The 18,162-nt window shown below is 58.9% G+C and carries 17 protein-coding genes and 1 pseudogene; 13 read left to right on the top strand and 5 right to left on the bottom strand.

All coding sequences use genetic code 11. The features are described from left to right. Positions 1 to 86 precede the first annotated feature (86 nt). Positions 87 to 1,151: a hypothetical protein gene (locus tag ACIPL2_RS33525; RefSeq protein WP_401364662.1), complete on the top strand. Its 1,065-nt coding sequence runs from the start codon at positions 87 to 89 to the stop codon at positions 1,149 to 1,151. A gap of 452 nt (positions 1,152 to 1,603) precedes the next feature. Next, complete coding sequence (locus ACIPL2_RS33520) at positions 1,604 to 2,755, top strand: M14-type cytosolic carboxypeptidase (protein ID WP_401364659.1); 1,152 nt, start codon at positions 1,604 to 1,606, stop codon at positions 2,753 to 2,755. A gap of 46 nt (positions 2,756 to 2,801) precedes the next feature. On the opposite strand, the gene ACIPL2_RS33515 is transcribed toward ACIPL2_RS33520, so the two are convergent. Both ACIPL2_RS33515 and ACIPL2_RS33510 read right to left on the bottom strand, forming a co-directional pair. Beyond that, the gene (locus ACIPL2_RS33515) at positions 2,802 to 4,127 is read right to left on the bottom strand and encodes a hypothetical protein (RefSeq protein ID WP_401364656.1); all 1,326 of its coding nucleotides are present in this window, start codon (positions 4,125 to 4,127) and stop codon (positions 2,802 to 2,804) included. A gap of 145 nt (positions 4,128 to 4,272) precedes the next feature. Further along, positions 4,273 to 4,719: a winged helix-turn-helix transcriptional regulator gene (locus ACIPL2_RS33510; RefSeq protein WP_401364654.1), complete on the bottom strand. Its 447-nt coding sequence runs from the start codon at positions 4,717 to 4,719 to the stop codon at positions 4,273 to 4,275. Positions 4,720 to 4,813: 94 nt separating this feature from the next. On the opposite strand from ACIPL2_RS33510, the gene ACIPL2_RS33505 reads away from it, so the two are divergent. Further along, the gene (locus tag ACIPL2_RS33505; protein ID WP_401364651.1) at positions 4,814 to 6,016 is read left to right on the top strand and encodes an MFS transporter; all 1,203 of its coding nucleotides are present in this window, start codon (positions 4,814 to 4,816) and stop codon (positions 6,014 to 6,016) included. A 158-nt stretch (positions 6,017 to 6,174) separates the two neighbouring features. Here ACIPL2_RS33505 and ACIPL2_RS33500 read toward each other — a convergent pair whose 3' ends face one another. Continuing rightward, positions 6,175 to 6,720 carry a cytochrome b gene (locus ACIPL2_RS33500; RefSeq protein ID WP_401364648.1) on the bottom strand — a complete coding sequence of 182 codons (546 nt, stop codon included), beginning with the start codon at positions 6,718 to 6,720 and terminating at the stop codon, positions 6,175 to 6,177. Continuing rightward, positions 6,717 to 7,802, bottom strand: coding sequence for a catalase family peroxidase (locus ACIPL2_RS33495; protein WP_401364645.1), 1,086 nt, complete (start codon positions 7,800 to 7,802; stop codon positions 6,717 to 6,719). The genes ACIPL2_RS33500 and ACIPL2_RS33495 overlap by 4 nt, the downstream gene beginning before the upstream one ends. Positions 7,803 to 7,960: 158 nt before the next feature. On the opposite strand from ACIPL2_RS33495, the gene ACIPL2_RS33490 reads away from it, so the two are divergent. Further along, positions 7,961 to 8,467, top strand: a complete 507-nt coding sequence (locus tag ACIPL2_RS33490) for an RNA polymerase sigma factor (RefSeq protein WP_401364642.1) — start codon at positions 7,961 to 7,963, stop codon at positions 8,465 to 8,467. Beyond that, positions 8,464 to 9,216 (top strand): anti-sigma factor family protein, encoded by a 753-nt coding sequence (locus ACIPL2_RS33485; protein ID WP_401364639.1) that lies wholly within the window; start codon positions 8,464 to 8,466, stop codon positions 9,214 to 9,216. Before ACIPL2_RS33490 ends, ACIPL2_RS33485 begins: the two co-directional genes overlap by 4 nt. 281 nt (positions 9,217 to 9,497) lie before the next feature. On the opposite strand, the pseudogene ACIPL2_RS33480 reads toward ACIPL2_RS33485, so the two are convergent. After that, positions 9,498 to 10,333 (bottom strand): annotated as a pseudogene (locus ACIPL2_RS33480) (IclR family transcriptional regulator). Positions 10,334 to 10,576: 243 nt separating this feature from the next. On the opposite strand from ACIPL2_RS33480, the gene ACIPL2_RS33475 reads away from it, so the two are divergent. From ACIPL2_RS33475 to ACIPL2_RS33440, 8 genes are all read left to right on the top strand, one after another. Continuing rightward, positions 10,577 to 11,596 (top strand): ABC transporter ATP-binding protein, encoded by a 1,020-nt coding sequence (locus tag ACIPL2_RS33475; RefSeq protein ID WP_401364637.1) that lies wholly within the window; start codon positions 10,577 to 10,579, stop codon positions 11,594 to 11,596. Continuing rightward, positions 11,593 to 12,462 carry an ABC transporter permease gene (locus tag ACIPL2_RS33470; protein ID WP_401364635.1) on the top strand — a complete coding sequence of 290 codons (870 nt, stop codon included), beginning with the start codon at positions 11,593 to 11,595 and terminating at the stop codon, positions 12,460 to 12,462. Before ACIPL2_RS33475 ends, ACIPL2_RS33470 begins: the two co-directional genes overlap by 4 nt. Positions 12,463 to 12,468: 6 nt before the next feature. Continuing rightward, on the top strand, positions 12,469 to 13,263 hold the full coding sequence (locus tag ACIPL2_RS33465) for an ABC transporter permease (protein WP_401364633.1): 795 nt from the start codon (positions 12,469 to 12,471) through the stop codon (positions 13,261 to 13,263). A 7-nt stretch (positions 13,264 to 13,270) separates the two neighbouring features. Next, positions 13,271 to 13,561 carry a (2Fe-2S)-binding protein gene (locus ACIPL2_RS33460; protein ID WP_401364630.1) on the top strand — a complete coding sequence of 97 codons (291 nt, stop codon included), beginning with the start codon at positions 13,271 to 13,273 and terminating at the stop codon, positions 13,559 to 13,561. Between the two features lie 223 nt (positions 13,562 to 13,784). After that, complete coding sequence (locus ACIPL2_RS33455; protein ID WP_401364627.1) at positions 13,785 to 15,140, top strand: FAD-dependent oxidoreductase; 1,356 nt, start codon at positions 13,785 to 13,787, stop codon at positions 15,138 to 15,140. Further along, positions 15,137 to 16,252, top strand: coding sequence for an NAD(P)/FAD-dependent oxidoreductase (locus tag ACIPL2_RS33450; protein WP_401364624.1), 1,116 nt, complete (start codon positions 15,137 to 15,139; stop codon positions 16,250 to 16,252). The genes ACIPL2_RS33455 and ACIPL2_RS33450 overlap by 4 nt, the downstream gene beginning before the upstream one ends. 18 nt (positions 16,253 to 16,270) lie before the next feature. Then, positions 16,271 to 17,317 carry an ABC transporter substrate-binding protein gene (locus ACIPL2_RS33445; RefSeq protein WP_401364621.1) on the top strand — a complete coding sequence of 349 codons (1,047 nt, stop codon included), beginning with the start codon at positions 16,271 to 16,273 and terminating at the stop codon, positions 17,315 to 17,317. A gap of 102 nt (positions 17,318 to 17,419) precedes the next feature. Next, on the top strand, positions 17,420 to 18,162 hold a 743-nt coding region (locus tag ACIPL2_RS33440), incomplete at its 3' end, for an IS110 family transposase (RefSeq protein ID WP_401364618.1).

Below are 18,162 nucleotides of genomic sequence, written 5' to 3'. Positions count from 1 at the left end.
GGTAATACTAGACAGAATATCTACACAAAGCTGCTACAATCTCATCGTAAATTATTACTGTACTTTCGTAAAAGGAGGTGAGGTAAATGATTGATTTTGAAGAAATCTTAGAACTGCACACTAAATTTCGCACTGCGATGCAGAATGTTGATATAGCAAAAAAAATAGCCCCAAATCGTGATTTGGTTGAAATTGTGAGAGTAATATTTTGGTACGAAGGAGTACGCAAGCGCAGCAAGCTAAATAAGGCCTATGCACTCGAAAAATTTTTTGAACCCCAGTCTTTCAAAGTGCGCAGCAACAGTGACAAGACGAGTTATCGATGCAAATGGCAGAATTACGAAATTGGATTGCACACTCCCCAATGCCGATTATTAAAGATGGTTGATTTAATATTACATGGCTCTTTACGAGAGCTACATCATCCTTTATGGGATATATTGAAACTTAAGCCAAACCGAAGCACTCTGAGCGAAAATTACCTTCAGCGCTTGAATCCAGAGGTTCTCGCGGTACTGCTTAAGCAAGCAGAAGATGTGGAAGGACACTTTGAGCGAGCTCGGGTTACAAAAACCCTAATTTCCAAATTAAAAAAAATCGCCAATCTGGATGCATTAGCTGCTCTAGTCTGGCTTATGTACGAGGCTCTGTCCGATAAAAATCAAAAGCGCTGCGAGAGTTTGACACGAAGTATCTATGATGTACTGCTCATGCGAAGTATTTGGTGGGAAGAGAGGAAATTGGCAGCCCCCTTATTGACGCTCTTTACACAACGCATCTTGTCGCAATGCGCTCCACCACATTTGATATTTAATATGAGCACACAAGAGATCATCGATGCATCTGCCGCATTGAATCTCATGGTTCATATTGACCAAGGAAGTAGTCACATTGGTTTAAGTTGGCTCCAGCGCGTACGTATTATGCTTAAGCTACTCAACGGTCGCCGAACCCTTCCCGGCCTTGCGGCCTTTGACGTTATGTTCGCTTTCGCCCCAATATATATTCGCGACCCTGATGATATTACAACTCCAAAAGTCTTATTGGATGATCTTCAATTGCAGGAAAAACAAAGGAAGAAAGCATGGGATAGTATTTTGCCTGACAAGACCAGGTCACTCCCAAAAAGCGAGATGGAGCCGCCGCACTAGCCGTTGTAAAAATAGTTGTTTTTAGATGAGCTGGACGCCCACTTACATCCAATTTTTTAGATAAGCGTTCTTTCAATCTGTGTGCCACGCCGGCAGTCGGATACTATCAAGCTGGGTCTACTCATGCACGCTACCTTGCTGCTCCATCTAGCAACCGCCATTGACGAATTTCGATCGTATCTCGCTGCTGCCACTTCAAATCTCAAGGCACTTCAAGGAGTTGCACCACTCAATCGACCAGCACAATTGGAACGCGCACTGCGTAATATCAAATTTGAGACGTTGAGAGCTAGACTCAAACCAAGTCATGTAGTCTAATTTTTGTCACACCTATGCCTTCGACCATCTGAAAAAAATGACCCCTCAACATTCGTATAGCGATTTTTTCCGCCCGCCTAATCCCTTCCCAGCGTGTAAAGTAGCAGCCATAAAATCATATTCAGGAATCGACTATGACCGTGGCTAAATCGTCTTTCGACATCAGTGCCAACTTCGACAGTGGCAACATTGAAGTGCTGGACATCAGCAACCCATTGCAAGCACTGCTGGCCATCAAGCCAGACACGCGCAGCCCGCACTTTCAGTGGTTCCACTTCAAGGCCAGCGGTCTGCATGTCGGTCAGGAGCACTGGTTTCGTCTGAACAATGCCAGCAAATCTTCCTACAACAAGGCGTGGGATGGTTATCAGGCGGTAGCTTCCTACGACCACGTGAACTGGTTCCGGGTGCCGACCATCTTCGAAGGCGACTGCCTGCGTTTCAGTCTCGAAGCCACCGCCACCCACGCCTGGTTCGCCTACTTCGAGCCCTACAGCCGCGGCCGTCACGACTGGCTGATCGAACAGGCCCTGACCAAGGCCGGCACCGAACTGCTGGCCACCGGCAAGAGCGTTGAAGGGCGTGACATTCAGCTGCTGCGCAAGGGCACGGGGGCCGAAGGTCAGCTCAAGGTCTGGATGATTGCCCAGCAACACCCCGGCGAACACATGGCCGAGTGGTTCATGGAAGGCGTGATCGAACGCCTGGAAAATCACGACGATCCGGTCATGAACAAACTGCTGGCCAGTGCCGACCTGTACCTGGTGCCGAACATGAACCCGGACGGCGCCTTCCACGGTCACCTGCGCACCAACGTCATGGGCCAGGACCTGAACCGCGCCTGGCAGAGCGCCAGCCAGGAAATCAGCCCGGAAGTGTTTTTCGTACAACAGCAGATGGAAAAGTACGGCGTCGACTTGTTCCTCGACATCCACGGCGATGAAGAAATCCCCTATGTATTCACCGCCGGTTGCGAAGGCAACCCGGGTTATACGCCGCGGATCGAGAAGCTCGAAACTCACTTCCGCGATCACTTAAAGCATCTGACCAAAGACTTCCAGACCAAGCACGGCTACACCCGCGACTTGCCGGGCAAGGCCAACATGACGCTGGCGTGCAACAGCGTGGGGGAGAAATTCGACTGCTTGTCGCTGACCCTGGAGATGCCGTTCAAGGACAATAATGACGCGCCAAATGCATTGACTGGGTGGTCGGGGAAGCGTTCGAAACAGTTGGGGAAGGATGTGTTGACGACGGTGGCCGAGGTGGCTGAAGTGCTGCGGTAATTGTAAGGGTGACATGACTTCTCATGAAGTCACGTCACCTAATAAATTATCGAGAAGCACCATTACTCAAGTTAGACTCCTTCCCTATCGCATTAACTGCTTTAACATAATAGATTGTTTTACCGCTTGTATCTGACACGGTATGGGTCAAGTTCGTGGTCTCCGCTATTTTCACTACCTCCGTACCAGAGAGTACCGTACGGTACATGTCATACCGAACAGCTTCACTCGAAGGACTCCAGCCGAATGTAACTTTCGTTAATGTTGATCCAGTTTTTTTGAAGTTCGTAGGCGCTGCCACTGAATAATAGGAAGACAGGCGTTCAGCATTTTCCCGCCACACGCGCGCCATATCGGCAGTAGCTGCGTCACCTTTTGGCAAACCAAACTGATCAATCACTGCTGGTGTTGAGTAATAAACTCCTTCTTCACCACATTGAGCAGTATTTGATTTCCCGTTGTTATAGCCATGACCATAGGGTACAGGAGCCCCAGGCTCAGAGGGACAGTGAAGCCCGCCGGCATTGTGTCCTATCTCATGACGAAACATCCACGCTTCAGGCAAACTCATCGCCAATCTGCCAGGCATATAAGCCAAACCAGCAGAAACGTCATCAGGATGCCCCGAAAAAACTGCGTATAACATGTCCGGACCAAATGCCCGCACACCTTCAGAAAAAACATTTTGAAGATTATCTAACACGTCACCAGTAATCGGGTAATTTTGTTCAACAATCTGGACGCCCACTAACTTCAATGAGACTGATGTTACCAATGATTGTCTAAGGGCCAAATTCGCACTCTCCACCAATGCCAATGCGTGGGACGTGGCATCACCTCCAACTGAGGTCACTGCGGACCGAGAATAACCAATAAGCATATCAACGATTACAGAATCTTTAGTCTGTGACCTTGAGTTGGGAAGTTTTCTTTCCTCAGCAGCATTTACCTCTACATCATTTCGTAAATTGACACTGGCACGATCCGGAGTAAACGTTTTTTCTCCTTGTTTGTTAATAACCAGCAAACCTCGCAATCCTGTCCTTTCGACGAGGGCAGTCAAACGCCCATCCGCAGACCTCACCGTAACCAATGATCCCAGAGACTTATCCGGCATCCGCAAATTACCGCTTTCAACCGTATAACCATCAATCACCTTCGAACTCGACCGCTCAAACACTCCTGGTTTAATCACATCCGCATACAGTTCTGCCGTCGATTTACTCGCCACATTCTCCACAACCCAACTTTTCGACCCACCAGGATCAGGTGGTGATGAATGCACACAGGCGCCGAGCAACGCCGCCAACGACACAATCGACAGCGCTAAAAAAACACGCTGGCTGAAACGCATACCTGCAATCTCGAACATGGTCCATCTCCCGAAATAACACGATCAGTGCTGTTCGACTGGCCCCCTCCGGGGCCACTGCAGTCTTTGAGCATTGAACGTGCTTTTTCCGGGATGCGTAACTGTCAAAGTTGACAGGTGTGCGAGGCTTTACACCAACGACGTTTCACTCATCCACAACCCGCACACAATCCTCCGGCCCCAGCAACCGCCCATCTTCAGCGCGCAACTCCAACCGTCGCACGGGCTGACCATGAGCACGGTCAACCACCCGCGAACGCGCCTCCCCCGCCTCATAAAAAAACGCCTCGCCCCACTGCCGCAAGCCGATGATCAACGGGAACAGGCCTTTGCCTTTCTCGGTCAGCACGTATTCCTGATAGGCACTGCCATCCGAGGCCGGCACCAGGTCGAAAATCCCGTGAGCCACCAGCGTCCGCAGGCGCGCCGAGAGAATGTTTTTCGCCATGCCCAGGTTGCGTTGGAACTCACCGAACCGGCGGATGCCGTCGAACGCATCGCGCACGATCAGCAATGACCACCAATCGCCAATGGCATCCAGTGAGCGGGCAACCGGGCATTCGGCGTCTTCCATGCGGGTACGTTTGGCCATGACTACGCTCTCGACAACAAATGTGGTTGCAATATAAAACCGGACTCCTTACCGTACAACTGGTTTCATTTAGAAACTACTCTAGGAGCCCGGCATGAAGCCCAATCATCCAATTCTCAGCACTGGCGTGGTGCTGCTGTTTGCTGTCGCCTGCGGACTCGCCGTTGGCAACGTGTATTACGCGCAACCGCTGCTCGATGCCATGGCCAAGGCGTTCGCCATGGATACGGCAACCATCGGCATTATCGTCACGCTCACTCAGGTCGGTTATGGCGTCGGATTATTGCTGTTGGTGCCGCTCGGTGATCTGCTGAACCGTCGACGCCTGATCGTCACGCAAACCCTGCTGTCAGTGTTGGCCTTGTTGATGATCGCGCTGGCCTCGAACAGCACGTGGCTGCTGATCGGAATGACGTTGACCGGGTTGCTGGCGGTCGTGACTCAGGTGCTGGTGGCCTATGCCGCGACGTTGGCAGTGCCGGCGCAGCGAGGGCGTGTGGTGGGTGTGATTACCAGCGGCATCGTCGTCGGCATTTTGCTGGCCCGGACAGTGTCCGGCGGCATGGCTGACCTGGCCGGTTGGCGCTCGATCTATCTGTTGTCGGCGGGTTTGACGCTGGTGATGGCGCTGCTGTTGTTCCGCGTGCTGCCCAAGCATGAAGCCGCCAAAACCCGCAGCAGCTACAGCGCGTTGATCGGCTCGGTGTTCACCTTGTTCAAGGAAGAACCGGTGTTACGGCAGCGGGCCATCCTGGCGCTGCTGACCTTCGCCAGCGCCATGGTGTTGTGGACGCCGATGGTGTTGCCGCTAAGTGCACCACCGTTGTCGTTGTCCCACACACAAATCGGATTATTCGGACTGGCAGGTGCCGCCGGTGCGTTGGCGGCCGCGCGCGCCGGGCATCTGGCCGATCGTGGCTGGGGTCAATGGACCAGCGGTTTGTCACTGTTGTTGATGCTGGTTTCCTGGTTGCCTATCGCCCTCACCCAGTCCTCACTGTGGGCCTTGCTGCTTGGGGTGATCACGCTGGATCTGGGTTTGCAGGCCGTGCATGTCACCAGCCAAAGCATGATCTATAGCGTGCGCCCCGAAGCCCAAAGTCGACTCACCGCCGGCTACATGCTGTTCTATTCGATTGGCAGCGCCCTGGGCTCGATCGGTTCAACGGCGATGTATGCCTGGGCCGGGTGGATGGGCGTGTGCCTGCTGGGAGCGAGCATCAACGCCGTGGCATTGATTTATTGGTGGCGAACACTGGCCACAAAAGTCCAACCGCTGGAAGCCGCCTCACACTGACCAGGTAGCAGCTGGCGAAGCCTGCGTCCGGCTGCGAAGCAGTCGCCAAGCCATTCACCTCGGTCAATCTGAATAACCGCGGCGTTTGATTTTGCGACTGCTTCGCAGCCGAACGCAGCCTCGCAAGCTCGACAGCTGCTACAGGTTTACGCGGGGGATCAGTGGCGATCCTTGCCGCGCAACATGCTGTCCAGCACCTCATCGCGCCGCACCCAACCGTGAAACAACGCCGCCGCCAAATGCAGCAGCACCGTCAGGAACAGCAGGTACGCCAAATACCCATGGGCCTTGCGCAGGAACGCGAACACCTGCGCATTAGCCGGTACGATCGAGGGCAATTGCAGCGAGCTGCTGAGCATCACCGGATCGCCGGCCGCCGATATCATCGCCCAGCCCAGCAGCGGCAAAATCAGCATCAGCGCATACAGCAAGACATGCGACGCCTTGGCCGCCAGCGCCTGCCAGCCCGGAAGATCCGCCGGCAACGGAGGTTGTTGCGTGGAAAAGCGCACGCCCAGGCGCACGATCACCAGCAGCAAAATCGCAACGCCCAAGGGTTTGTGCAGATGAATCAGCCACTCATGGCGTTCAGACACCGAGGCAGCCATGCCGGCGCCGATAAACAGCATGGCGATGATCATCAGCGCCATCAGCCAGTGCAGCAGCCGCGCCAGCGGTGCGAAATGAGTCGGTTGAGTGCTCATTGTTTAGCCTCCTGTTTAGCGGCGGGCAACTGGCTGACTTCGCTGGTGCGACGCAAGTAGGATTTGGCATAACCGGCTGAACGAGCGGCGAGCAACGGGTCGTCGGAACCTTCTATCCCGGCCGGCAATATCAGCGGGTCGTAGTTGATGTCACGGCATTCGCCATTGAGTTGCGGCTGGGTGCTTTCGAGTACCAGGGTGCCGGCATTCAGAACCTTGCGCCCATCGGGCCATGCCTTGCTGGCATCGTTGACCGGATCGCCAGGGTTGGCCAGGGTGATGTTCAACTGCCAACGCAACGGCCCTGCGGACATGCGCTGCACCAGGTCTTTCTCGAGGAAGTCGCCGCCCTCCGGCGCTGTTGCGCCCGCTGCATCCTGCGCTACCGGCACCATGCTCCAGCGCACAGCCTGCCGTTGCCCGGTCGCATTCACCAGGTAAAACGCATTGACGCTGTTGTAGGTTTCCGTCACGTAACTGGCCGACGGTTTGGCAGTTTTGATCCAGGCCAGGAACGGTGCAGCTTCCGGATGCGAACCAAAGAACGCGGGCACGGCAGCCGGATTCGGTTTGCCGGTGGCCGGGTCTGGCGACTGGGCTTGCTGCAATTGATAGAACGCCTCGGGCGTGCCCACCGGGAACACCGGCATGCTGTTCATCCCGGTGCGCCATTGTTGGCCGTTGGCCTGGGTGAAACGCAGCGCCAGGCTGCGGATCGGCACGCTGTTGTCCGGCGCGTAAGGATTGCCGGCCGGCAGAGCGAAACGTCCTACTACCGGCGTCCGCGGGTCATTGAATACCTGTGCAGTGGAATAGCTGCGCGCCTCGCCGCTGCTCTCGAAATGACCGATCACGCACACGCCTTTGGAGTGATTACGCCGAAACCCCGGGTGCACACCGTTGTTGGTTTCCAGCACATTGATCAGCTTCTTCGGCGTCAGACGTTGTGGGTCAAAAGTGCCGTTGACGTAGGCAAAAGCCCCGGCCACAACGGCGACAACCGCAGCAATGCCGGCCAGGCGCAACATCAGGCTCGCGGTACTCAGCGGTGGCCGGGTGGGCGGTGATGAGCGATCTACCATGAAAGACTCCAGGGCCATCGGCCACAAGTGAGAAGAATCAAGCAGACGAACCCCACGAGGGTTTATTCCCTCGTGCGGTATTTATTTTTTCAGGCGTGGAATAACCTCGGGTACCGGGCGTCTTCCTAGTCCCTAGCGTAGTGACTAGAAAAAAGTTCATGAACGATATCGACGAACAGCTGAGAGAAATCATTCCCAGATTGCGCCGGTTTGCCGTATCGCTGACGCGCAATCCCAGCAGTGCCGACGATCTGGTGCAGGCCAGCCTGGAGCGGGCGCTGTCGAGTTGGGGTGACAAACGCCCCGAGGGCGATTTGCGCGCCTGGTTGTTTTCGATTCTTTATCGACAGTTTCTCGATGCCCACCGGCGCTCTCGACGTTACGCGCGGATGCTCGAATTCTTTACCGGACGTGACGATGCGCAGCCGTCGGCGGAGCGCACCGTGATTGCCCAATCGACCCTGCAGGCCTTCGACCAGCTCCCTACCGAACAGCGCGCCCTGTTGCTCTGGGTGTCGGTGGAAGGCTTGAGCTACAAGGAGGTCGCCGAGATTCTCGACGTCCCCACCGGCACCGTGATGTCCCGCCTGTCCCGCGCCCGTCAGGCCTTGCGCCAACTCAGCGACGGCGAAATCACCCGCCCTTCCCTGCGGAGACTCAAATGATCAGCATGCCCCCAAGTGAGCGTGACCTGCACGCCTACGTCGACCATCAACTCAGCGATACCGACCGACGTCTGGTGGAGACTTTTCTGGCAAGCAATGCGCAAGTGGCCGCGCAGGTACACGCCTGGCAGCAAGACGCCCAGCAACTGCGCGCGGCACTCGGTGGTGCGTTACAGCAACCGGCCAATCCGGACCTCGACCCGGCGCTGATTCGCCACCGCCTGAAACGCCAATCGCGCCGTCACCTGGCCAGCGCCGCCGTGTTGTTGATCGCGGTCAGCGTCGGCGGGTTGAGTGGCTGGAAAGCGCGGGAGATGACCCTGCTCAGTGCCGCGCTGCCGATGGCCGATGCGATGCAGGCGTACCGGCTGTTTGCCCAGCAAGGGATGTTGCCGGCCGACTACAAGGTCAGCGACGACGGCGATATGCAGGGCTGGCTCGACCGCTATTTCACTCAGGCCAATCGCTTGCCGGACCTCTCGGGCGCCGGTTTCAAACCGGTCAGCGGGCGCCTGCTCAGCACCGAGCAAGGGCCGGCGGCGATGGTGGTTTACGAGGATCGCAGCGGGCACAAGGTCAGCTTCTACGTGCGCCCGCCGGGGCCGAAAAACTTCCTGTTGCCGAGGGGCAGTCGCAGCGATGGCGAGTTGCAGGCCGAGTACTGGTCGGGGAGCGGCTACAACTACGCAATGGTCAGCCCGAGCGATACGCCAGCGGCGCAGATGCTCAAGCAAACCGTGAAATTCTGACCACACAACCGCCCCACTGTAGGAGCGAGCTTGCTCGCGATGCACTCAAAGGCACCGCGTCCATTCAGAAAAAACGCGTCTTCGTTGAAGTCCATCGCGAGCAGGCTCGCTCCCACAGGGGGTCTGTGTCGGGCACAACATTGCGGGCAACGCCAATCAAAATGTGGGAGCGGGCTTGCTCGCGAAAGCGGTGTATCAGTCGACATTAGTGTTGCCTGACACGCTGCATTCGCGAGCAAGCCCGCTCCGACATTCGTTCTGTGCTGTAGTGGAAATAGTGCTCAACCCTGCCCAAACACCTGCGAAGGCCTGCGCAGCAGCGGATCAAACGGATTGATCCGCGGCCCGATCAGCGCCGCTTCGCGCTTGAGCATTTCCACCACCGTCGGCAAGCGATCCGGTCCCAGCCGATCACTTACGGTCGCCACACTCAACGCCGCCACCGCCCGCCCTTCACGGTCCAGAATCGGCACGGCCACCCCGGCCATGCCCTGCAGCACGCCGGTGTTGCGTCCGGCATAGCCAAGCTTGCGCACGTTCTCGACTTCCGAGCGCAGGAACACCTCGTCGTACAGGTAAAATCCTTCAGCCGAGGTAGGTTGTAGTGAATCACCGTGTCGCGCTCTTCCTCCGGCAGAAACGCCAGAATCGCCAGGCTGCCCTGCCCCACGCCCAGCGCCACGCGCCCACCGATATCCCCGGTAAACGTGCGAATCGGAAACGGCCCTTCACTGCGGTCCAGGCAGATCGCATCGAAGCCACTGCGCGCCAGCAAAAACAATGAATCGCCCAACGACGCCGACAGCCGCAGCAACGCCGGCCGCACCAATTCGCGCAGGTTGCCGCTATTGCCAGCGCGAGCGGCCAGGGCAAAAAACTCCAGGCTCAGGCGATAGCGTTTGCTGCGCGCGTCCTGCTCGACCATGCCCTCGTCCATCAGGCTGCGCAGCAGGCGGTGGGTGGTCGGTTGCGACAACCCGATGCGCTGGGCCAGTTGCGTCACGCGCTCCCCGCCCTCGACGGTGTCACCCAGGCTGCGCAGCACAGCGAACAGCCTTGAGACCGCGCCAACACCGACTTCATTTTTGTTTTCATTCCGCTCAATGGAATCTGACATGGGTTTTCTCGACGATTAATTTGCTCACTGAATGAAACTGAAAATAGTCATCGCTTCAGTGAAATAGGCCATTGAGCCCATCCTAGTCTTCGTCCTACTCTGCGTCCATCAGGGGCGATTCGAACAACAGCGGCAGCCGACCCACGTCGAGCGCCAACGCACCCAGCAACCTTTTTTCGTATCTGCCCATACAAAAAAGCGCGACCCCAGGCCGCGCATAACAATCTCAGGTGGAGCGCAGTTATGGCTTTTGTGCAACTTGAAGGACTCGGCAAACGTTATGGCGAGATCGACGCCGTCGTCGCCACCAACCTCTCGGTCGAAAAAGGCGAGTTCGTCTCGCTGCTCGGCCCGTCCGGATGCGGTAAAACCACCACCCTGCAAATGATCGCCGGCTTCGTCGAAGTCAGCAGCGGACGCATCGTGCTGGACGGCCGCGACATCACCCACGCCAAACCCGCCAGTCGCGGTTTGGGGGTGGTGTTCCAGAGTTACGCGCTGTTCCCGCACATGACCGTCAAAGACAACGTCGCCTTCGGCCTGCGCATGCGCAAAGTGCCCAACGGCGAGTTGCAGCAACGGGTCGACCGGGTGCTGAAACTGGTGCGGCTCGACCAGCATGCCGAGCGCTACCCACGGGAATTGTCCGGCGGTCAGCGCCAACGTGTTGCGCTGGCACGGGCGCTGGTGATCGAACCACCGGTGCTGCTGCTCGATGAACCGCTGTCGAACCTCGACGCCAACCTGCGCGAAGAGATGCAGTTCGAAATCCGCCGCATCCAGCGCGAAGTCGGGATCACCACGCTGATGGTCACCCACGACCAGTCCGAAGCGCTGTCCATCAGTGACCGCGTGGTGGTGATGCAGGCCGGACGCATCACCCAGATCGACGCGCCTTACACCCTTTATGAACATCCGCGCACCGAGTTCATTTCCGGGTTCGTCGGCAAGGCCAATCTGTTGCCCGGCGAGCGTGATGGCGCAGGTGTGGTCCAGGTCCGCAGCGGCGGTGAACTGACCCTCAGCCTGCGTCCGGAAAAAATCGATCTGCGGGAAAAAGGTCAGGGCCGTCTGCAAGGCAACATCGTCAGCCGCTTCTTTCTCGGCAGCCAATGGTTGTATGGCGTCTCGACGACCCTGGGCGAACTCAGCGTGGTGCGCCGCAACGACGGATCGGCACCGATGAGCGAAGGCACGGCCGTTGGCCTGGATTGGGACGCGGCGCTGTTGCGGGTGCTGAGTGTCGACGAGGTGCCGGCATGAGTACGCTCGTTTCCATTCGTCAGGGCCGCCAGGGTTATTGGCTGTCGGCACCGGCGCTGGCGTTGTACCTCGGCTTGCTGGTCATCCCGTTGGGCCTGACGCTGCTGCTGTCATTCAACGTCTTCGACTACAGCTCGGGGATCAACGGCGACGCCTACACCCTCGATCACTACAGCAGCTTGCTGGGCGATCCGTACTTCTACGAGATCTTTTTGCGCACGATGTGGATCAGCGCCCTGACCACCCTGCTGTGCGTGGTGATCGGTGTGCCCGAGGCCTACATCCTCAGCCGCATGGGTGCGCCGTGGCGTTCGATTTTCCTGATTCTGATCCTCACGCCGTTGCTGATTTCTGTGGTGGTGCGCGCCTTCGGCTGGAGCCTGTTGCTTGGTGCCGACGGCCTGGTCAACCAGACCTTGCAAGCCTTCGGCGGTTCGCCGATGAAGCTGCTCTACACGCCGTTCGCGGTGGTGATTGCGCTGGTTCACGTGATGCTGCCGTTCATGATCATTCCGGTCTGGACCTCGTTGCAGAAACTCGACCCCGCCGCCGAACAGGCTGCGTTGTCGCTGGGCGCCAGCCACTTCACGGTGATGCGTCAAGTGATACTGCCGCAGATCATGCCCGGCGTGCTCTCCGGCACTTTGATCGTGTTCGGCCTCGCGGCCAGCTCCTTTGCGATTCCCGGATTGCTCGGCGGACGCCGGCTGAAAATGGTCGCCACGCTGATCTACGACCAGTACCTGTCGGAGCTCAACTGGCCGATGGGCGCCGCGTTTGCCGTGGCCCTGCTGTTGCTCAACCTGCTGATCATGCTGTCGTGGAACCGGATGATCGAAGGCCGCTACAAGAAGTCATTGGGATAACTCGTCATGTCCAAGAACGGTCCTTTCGCCCTGCTGTTCCATGCCCTGGTGGTGCTGTTCATGCTGGCGCCGCTGGTGGTGGTTTGCCTGGTGGCCTTCACCCCGGAAAACACCCTGAGTTTGCCGACCACGGACTTTTCCCTGCGCTGGTTCCGTGCGGTGTTCGAGCGTGCCGACTTTGTCGATGCGTTCTACAACAGCCTGATCCTGGCGTTCTGCGCCGCTACGTTGGCGACGCTGATTGCGGTGCCGGCGGCGTTAGCCATTACACGTTTCGAATTCCCTGGCCGGGATTTTTTCAATGGTCTGTTCCTGTCGCCGATCATCATTCCGCACCTGGTGCTGGGGGTGGCGTTGCTGCGTTTGTTTGCGCTGATGGGTGTGAACGGCAGCTTCAGCTGGCTGATCTTTGCCCACGTGCTGGTGATCACGCCGTACGTGTTGCGGCTGGTGCTGGCGTCGGCGATCGGCCTCGATCGCAGTGCCGAACATGCGGCGCAATCGTTGGGTGCAGGGCGGTTTACGCTGTTCCGCCAGATCACCTTGCCGATGATTTTGCCGGGAGTCGCTGGCGGTTGGTTGCTGGCGTTTATCAACAGTTTCGATGAGGTCACGCTGTCGATTTTCGTCACCTCGCCGGCCACGCAGACACTGCCCGTGCGGATGTACGTGTACGCCACCGAATCCATCGATCCGATGATGGCGGCGGTGTCGGCCCTGGTGATTGGCCTGACGGCGTTGACGATGATTTTGCTTGATCGGGTGTATGGCCTGGATCGGGTTCTGGTGGGTAAACAATGAGGGCGCCATGGCTCTGCTGAAACGACTGGCCGAAGGCGACCGCCCGGCCCTGGACTTTACCCCCGACGGCCAACCGGCCAGCGGCCTGCTCGGCGATACCGTACTGACGGCGGTGCTGACCTGCAGCGAACACCTGCGCGGCAGCGACTTCAGCGCCGAACCCCGCGCCGGGTTTTGCCTGATGGGGGCGTGTCAGGACTGTTGGGTGCGCCTGGGCGATGGCCGCCGCGTCCGGGCCTGTTCGACATTGCTCGAAGCCGGGCAACAGATCAACCGCGAACCGGGGCGTTCCGTATGAACACTCAACACACCTGCCAACCCAGGATTCAATGTGGGAGCGGGCTTGCTCGCGAAAGCGGTCTGCCGGCCAACATCTCTGTTGAATGGACCACCGTCTTCGCGAGCAAGCCCGCTCCCACAGGGGTTCAGCGCCGGGCACAAAAGCTGTGGGCAACCTCAATCCAATGTGGGAGCGAGCCTGCTCGCGATGGGGCCCGCCAGAACACACAGTCGAGGTGGGTATGAACGCCGTTGTCATCGTCGGCGCCGGTCCCGCCGGGATCCGTGCCGCGCAAACCCTGGTTGCCCATGGTGTGCGTCCTGTTTTGCTGGATGAAGCAGCGCGCGGTGGCGGGCAGATTTATCGGCGTCAGCCGGCTAATTTCAAGCGTTCACCGGTCAAGCTGTACGGCTTCGAAGCCGGCAAGGCCAGCGCGTTGCATCAAACGATCGACGAACTGCGCGAGCACCTCGATTACCGCCCCGAGACCCTGGTGTGGAATGCCGAAAACGGCGCGCTCGACACCTTGCATGACGGCCGCGCCGCACGCTTGGAGTTCTCCCGACTGATTGTCGCGACAGGCGCCACCGACCGGATTCTCCCCGTACCCGGCTGGACGCTGCCGGGGGTCTACAGCCTCGGCGCGGCGCAGATCGTCCTGAAGTTCCAGGGCTGCGCCATTGGCGAACGCGTGGTGTTCGCCGGTAGCGGACCGTTGCTGTATTTGGTGGCGTATCAATACGCCAAGGCTGGCGCCAAGGTGGTCGCGGTGCTCGACAGTTCACCGTTCAGCGCTCAGGCCCGCGCCCTCCCCGGCCTGTTGTCACAACCGGCCACACTGGCCAAAGGCATTTATTACCGCGCCTGGTTGACCGCCCATGGCATCCCGGTGCATCAAGGCGCCAGCCTGACCCAAGTCAACGGCCAACAACGCGTGCAATCCCTAACCTGGCGCAACGCCAAAGGCTCACAACACATCGACTGCGACGCCGTCGCCCTCGCCCATGGCTTGCGCAGTGAAACCCAGCTCGCCGACTTGCTCGGCTGCACATTCACCTGGAACCCGCTCAACCGCGCCTGGCTGCCGCAACGTGACAGCGCCGGTCGCAGCAGTGTCGCCGAGGTTTACCTGGCCGGCGATGGTGCCGGCATCATGGGCGCCGACGCCGCCGAAATGGCCGGCGAACGGGCGGCCCTGGCGTTGCTCGAAGACATCGGCTACCTGATTCCACCAGAGCGCCCCGCGCACCTGGAACATTCCCTGAAGCGCATCGGCGATTTCCGTCAGGGTCTGGAGCAGGCCTTCGCCTTTCCCGAAGACTGGGCCACTGGCGTCGCGGATGACATGATGGTCTGCCGCTGTGAAGAAGTGCTTGCCGGCGACATCCGTCAGGTGGTGCGCGAAGGCCATTGGGAAATCAACCGGGTCAAAGCTCAGTGCCGCGTTGGCATGGGCCGCTGTCAGGGCCGCATGTGCGGCGCCGCCGCCGCGGAAATCATTGCCTGCGAAAGCCAACGTGATGTGTCCGACATCGGTCGACTGCGGGCTCAGGCGCCGATCAAACCCCTGCCGTTTGGTCTGGAGGTCGAGGCATGATTGAAGTCGATGCAGTGATCATTGGCGGTGGCATCGTCGGCGCCTCCGCCGCGCTGTTCCTGAGCAAAGCCGGGCGCCGTGTTGCGCTGCTGGAGCGGGATTTTTGCGGCTCGCATTCCAGCGGCGTGAACTACGGCGGCGTGCGTCGTCAGGGTCGACCGCTGTCGCAACTGCCCTTGTCGCAACGGGCGCATGAAATCTGGAGTCGACTGCCGCAACTGATCGGCATCAACGGCGAATATCAACGCAGCGGTCACTTGAAATTGGCCCGCAGCCTCAACGATCTGCACGCCTTGCAGGACTACGCCGCCAGCAGTCAGGGCTTCGGCCTCGATCTGCAGGTGCTCGACCGCAACGAGCTGCGCGCACGTTTTCCGTGGGTCGGTGAGGTGGCGGTCGGTGCCTCGTTCTGCCCGGACGACGGTCACGCCAACCCGCGCCTGGTGTCCCCGGCGTTTGCCCAGGCCGCACGTCGGCATGGCGCGCAACTGCATGAACAGTGCGCGGTGAGTGCGGTGGAGCACGACGGTCAGCGCTTTCGTGTCAGCACTCAGAGCGGTCTCGAACTGCAAGCGCCCTGGCTGCTGAACTGCGCCGGCGCCTGGGCCGGAAACCTCGCTGCGCAGTTCGGCGAAGCGGTGCCGATGCACGCCGGGCACCCGGCGATGCTGGTCACCGAACCGTTGCCCTTGGTGATGAACGCCAGCACCGGCGTCGAGGGCGGCGGCATCTATGCCCGTCAGGTTGCGCGCGGCAATTGCGTATTGGGCGGCGGCCAGGGTTTTGCCCTCGACGACGCTCGCGCCCGTCCCGGTCAGCTCGCCGTCATCGAGATCCTGCGCCAGGCCGTCGAACTCTACCCGTTTCTTGAGGGTGCCCAGGCCATTCGCACCTGGAGCGGCACCGAAGGTTATCTGCCTGATCGCCAACCGGTGATCGGCCACAGCAGCACGCAACCCGGTCTGTTGCATGCGTTCGGCTTTGCCGGCGCCGGTTTCCAGATCGGCCCGGCGGTGGGCCAGGCGCTCACCGAAATAATCTGCAGCGGTACCTCAACCACGCCGCTGGATGCGTTTTCCATCACCCGGTTTCACTCCATCTCCGTTGCTTGATAGAGGAAGGTCGCGCCAATGAATAACGTCAAACGCACTGCACTGCTGGGTTTCTCTTGCCTGAGCGTCCTGTTCACGGTCAGCCAGGCCCAGGCCGAACCGACGCTTTACCTGGGCATGAACGGCGGCACCATGGAGCGGCTTTACGCCGACAAGGTGCTGCCGGTGTTCGAAAAGGCCAACAACGTCAAAGTGGTAATCGTGCCCGGCACCTCGGCCGATATTCTGGCCAAGGTCCAGGCCAGCAAAGGCAACCCGCAGATGCACGTGATGTTCCTCGACGACGGCATCATGTATCGCGCCATCGCCATGGGCCTGTGCGACAAACTCGAAGACAGCGCACCGCTGGCGCAGATTCCGGCCAAGGGCCGCATCAAGGAACAGGCCGTGGCGGTCAGCCTCGGCGTCACCGGCCTGGCGTACAACACGCGGCTGTTCAAGGAAAAAGGCTGGAGCGCACCGACCTCGTGGATGGACATGGCCGACCCGCGCTTCAAGGACAAACTGGTGTTCCAGTCGATGGCCTCTTCGACCTTCGGCCTGCACGGTTTCCTGATGTTCAACCGGATTCAGGGCGGCAGCGAAACCGACGTCGAGCCAGGCTTCAAGGCGTGGCCAAATACGGTCGGGCGTAACGTGCTGGAGTACATCCCGAGCTCGGCGAAGATTTCCGAAATGCTCCAGACCGACGAAGCGGCGCTGTTCCCGCTGACCCCGACCCAGGTCACCGCCCTGAAACTCAAGGGCATGCCGGTGGAGTACGCACAACCGAAGGAAGGCGCCGTGGTGCTCAACGTCGCCGAATGCGCGATCGCCAACAACACCCAGCCGGAACTGGCGCAGAAACTCGCCGCGTTCCTGCTGACACCTGAAGCGCAAGCCGCCGCGCTTGAGGATGGCGACCAGATCCCGTCCAACCCGAACACCCCGACCACTGACAAGACCCGCGGTCAGGTCGAGGCGATGAAACAGTACCTGACCACCGCGATTGCGATCGATTGGGATCAGGTCAACGAACAGCGCCCGGCATGGAACGCGCGGTGGAATCGCAGCATCGAGCGCTAGCCCACAACGCTCGACGCCCTCCCCCTAATGAAATGGCTACCCCCGCCGCCCCCTGTGATCGCCCACTAAGCTTTCACCGGGGGCTCATCGGAGACTGTTGCCATGAACAAAGTAGCTATTGCCGCCATCGACTTGGGAAAACACTCTTTTCACCTGCATGCGCAAGATGATCGCGGTCATGAGCTTTGCCGCAAAAAATTCAATCGGGCGACGCTCATTCAGTATCTGGCCAACCTGGAATCTTGCACCGTCGTGATGGAAGCTTGTGGTGGCGCCCACTTCATGGCGCAGGAGGCCGCCAAGCTGGGGCACACGCCCAAACTCATTGCGCCTCATCTCGTGCGTCCTTACGTGAAAAGCAACAAGAACGACTTCGCTGATGCCGAGGCAATCTGCGAGGCGGCGACCCGGCCCACGATGCGTTTTGTGCCGCCCAAAACCCAAGCCCAGCAGGCCCTGGCCATGTCCAACTCGATACGTGAGTCGTTCATTAAAGACCGCACTGCGACCGTCAATCGGATTCACGCAGCCCTTCTGGAGGTGGGTGTCAGTTTGGCAGCCGGCTTCAAAGCCATCAAAGAGCTTCCAGCGTTGCTTGAAGTGAGTTCATTTTCTGAACGCATCAAGAAAAATCTGATGCTGCTGCATGGGCACTTCAACTATCTGGATGGGCAGGTCAAGGCGCTGGACAAGGACGTGGAGTGCCAGGCCGCTGAAGATGATCTGGCGGCGCGCTTGATGACCATGCCGTGTGTCGGCCCGATCACCTCCACCGTCCTGGCTGCCGAGTTGGGCGATGGCAAACAGTTCAAATGCGGCCGAGGCTATGCGGCCTCGATCGGCTT

Origin of the sequence: Pseudomonas sp. NPDC086251, assembly GCF_044746405.1 — a bacterium.
Lineage (GTDB): Bacteria > Pseudomonadota > Gammaproteobacteria > Pseudomonadales > Pseudomonadaceae > Aquipseudomonas.
Note: the sequence above shows the minus strand (reverse complement) of the source record. Positions and strands in the feature narration are given on the sequence as shown.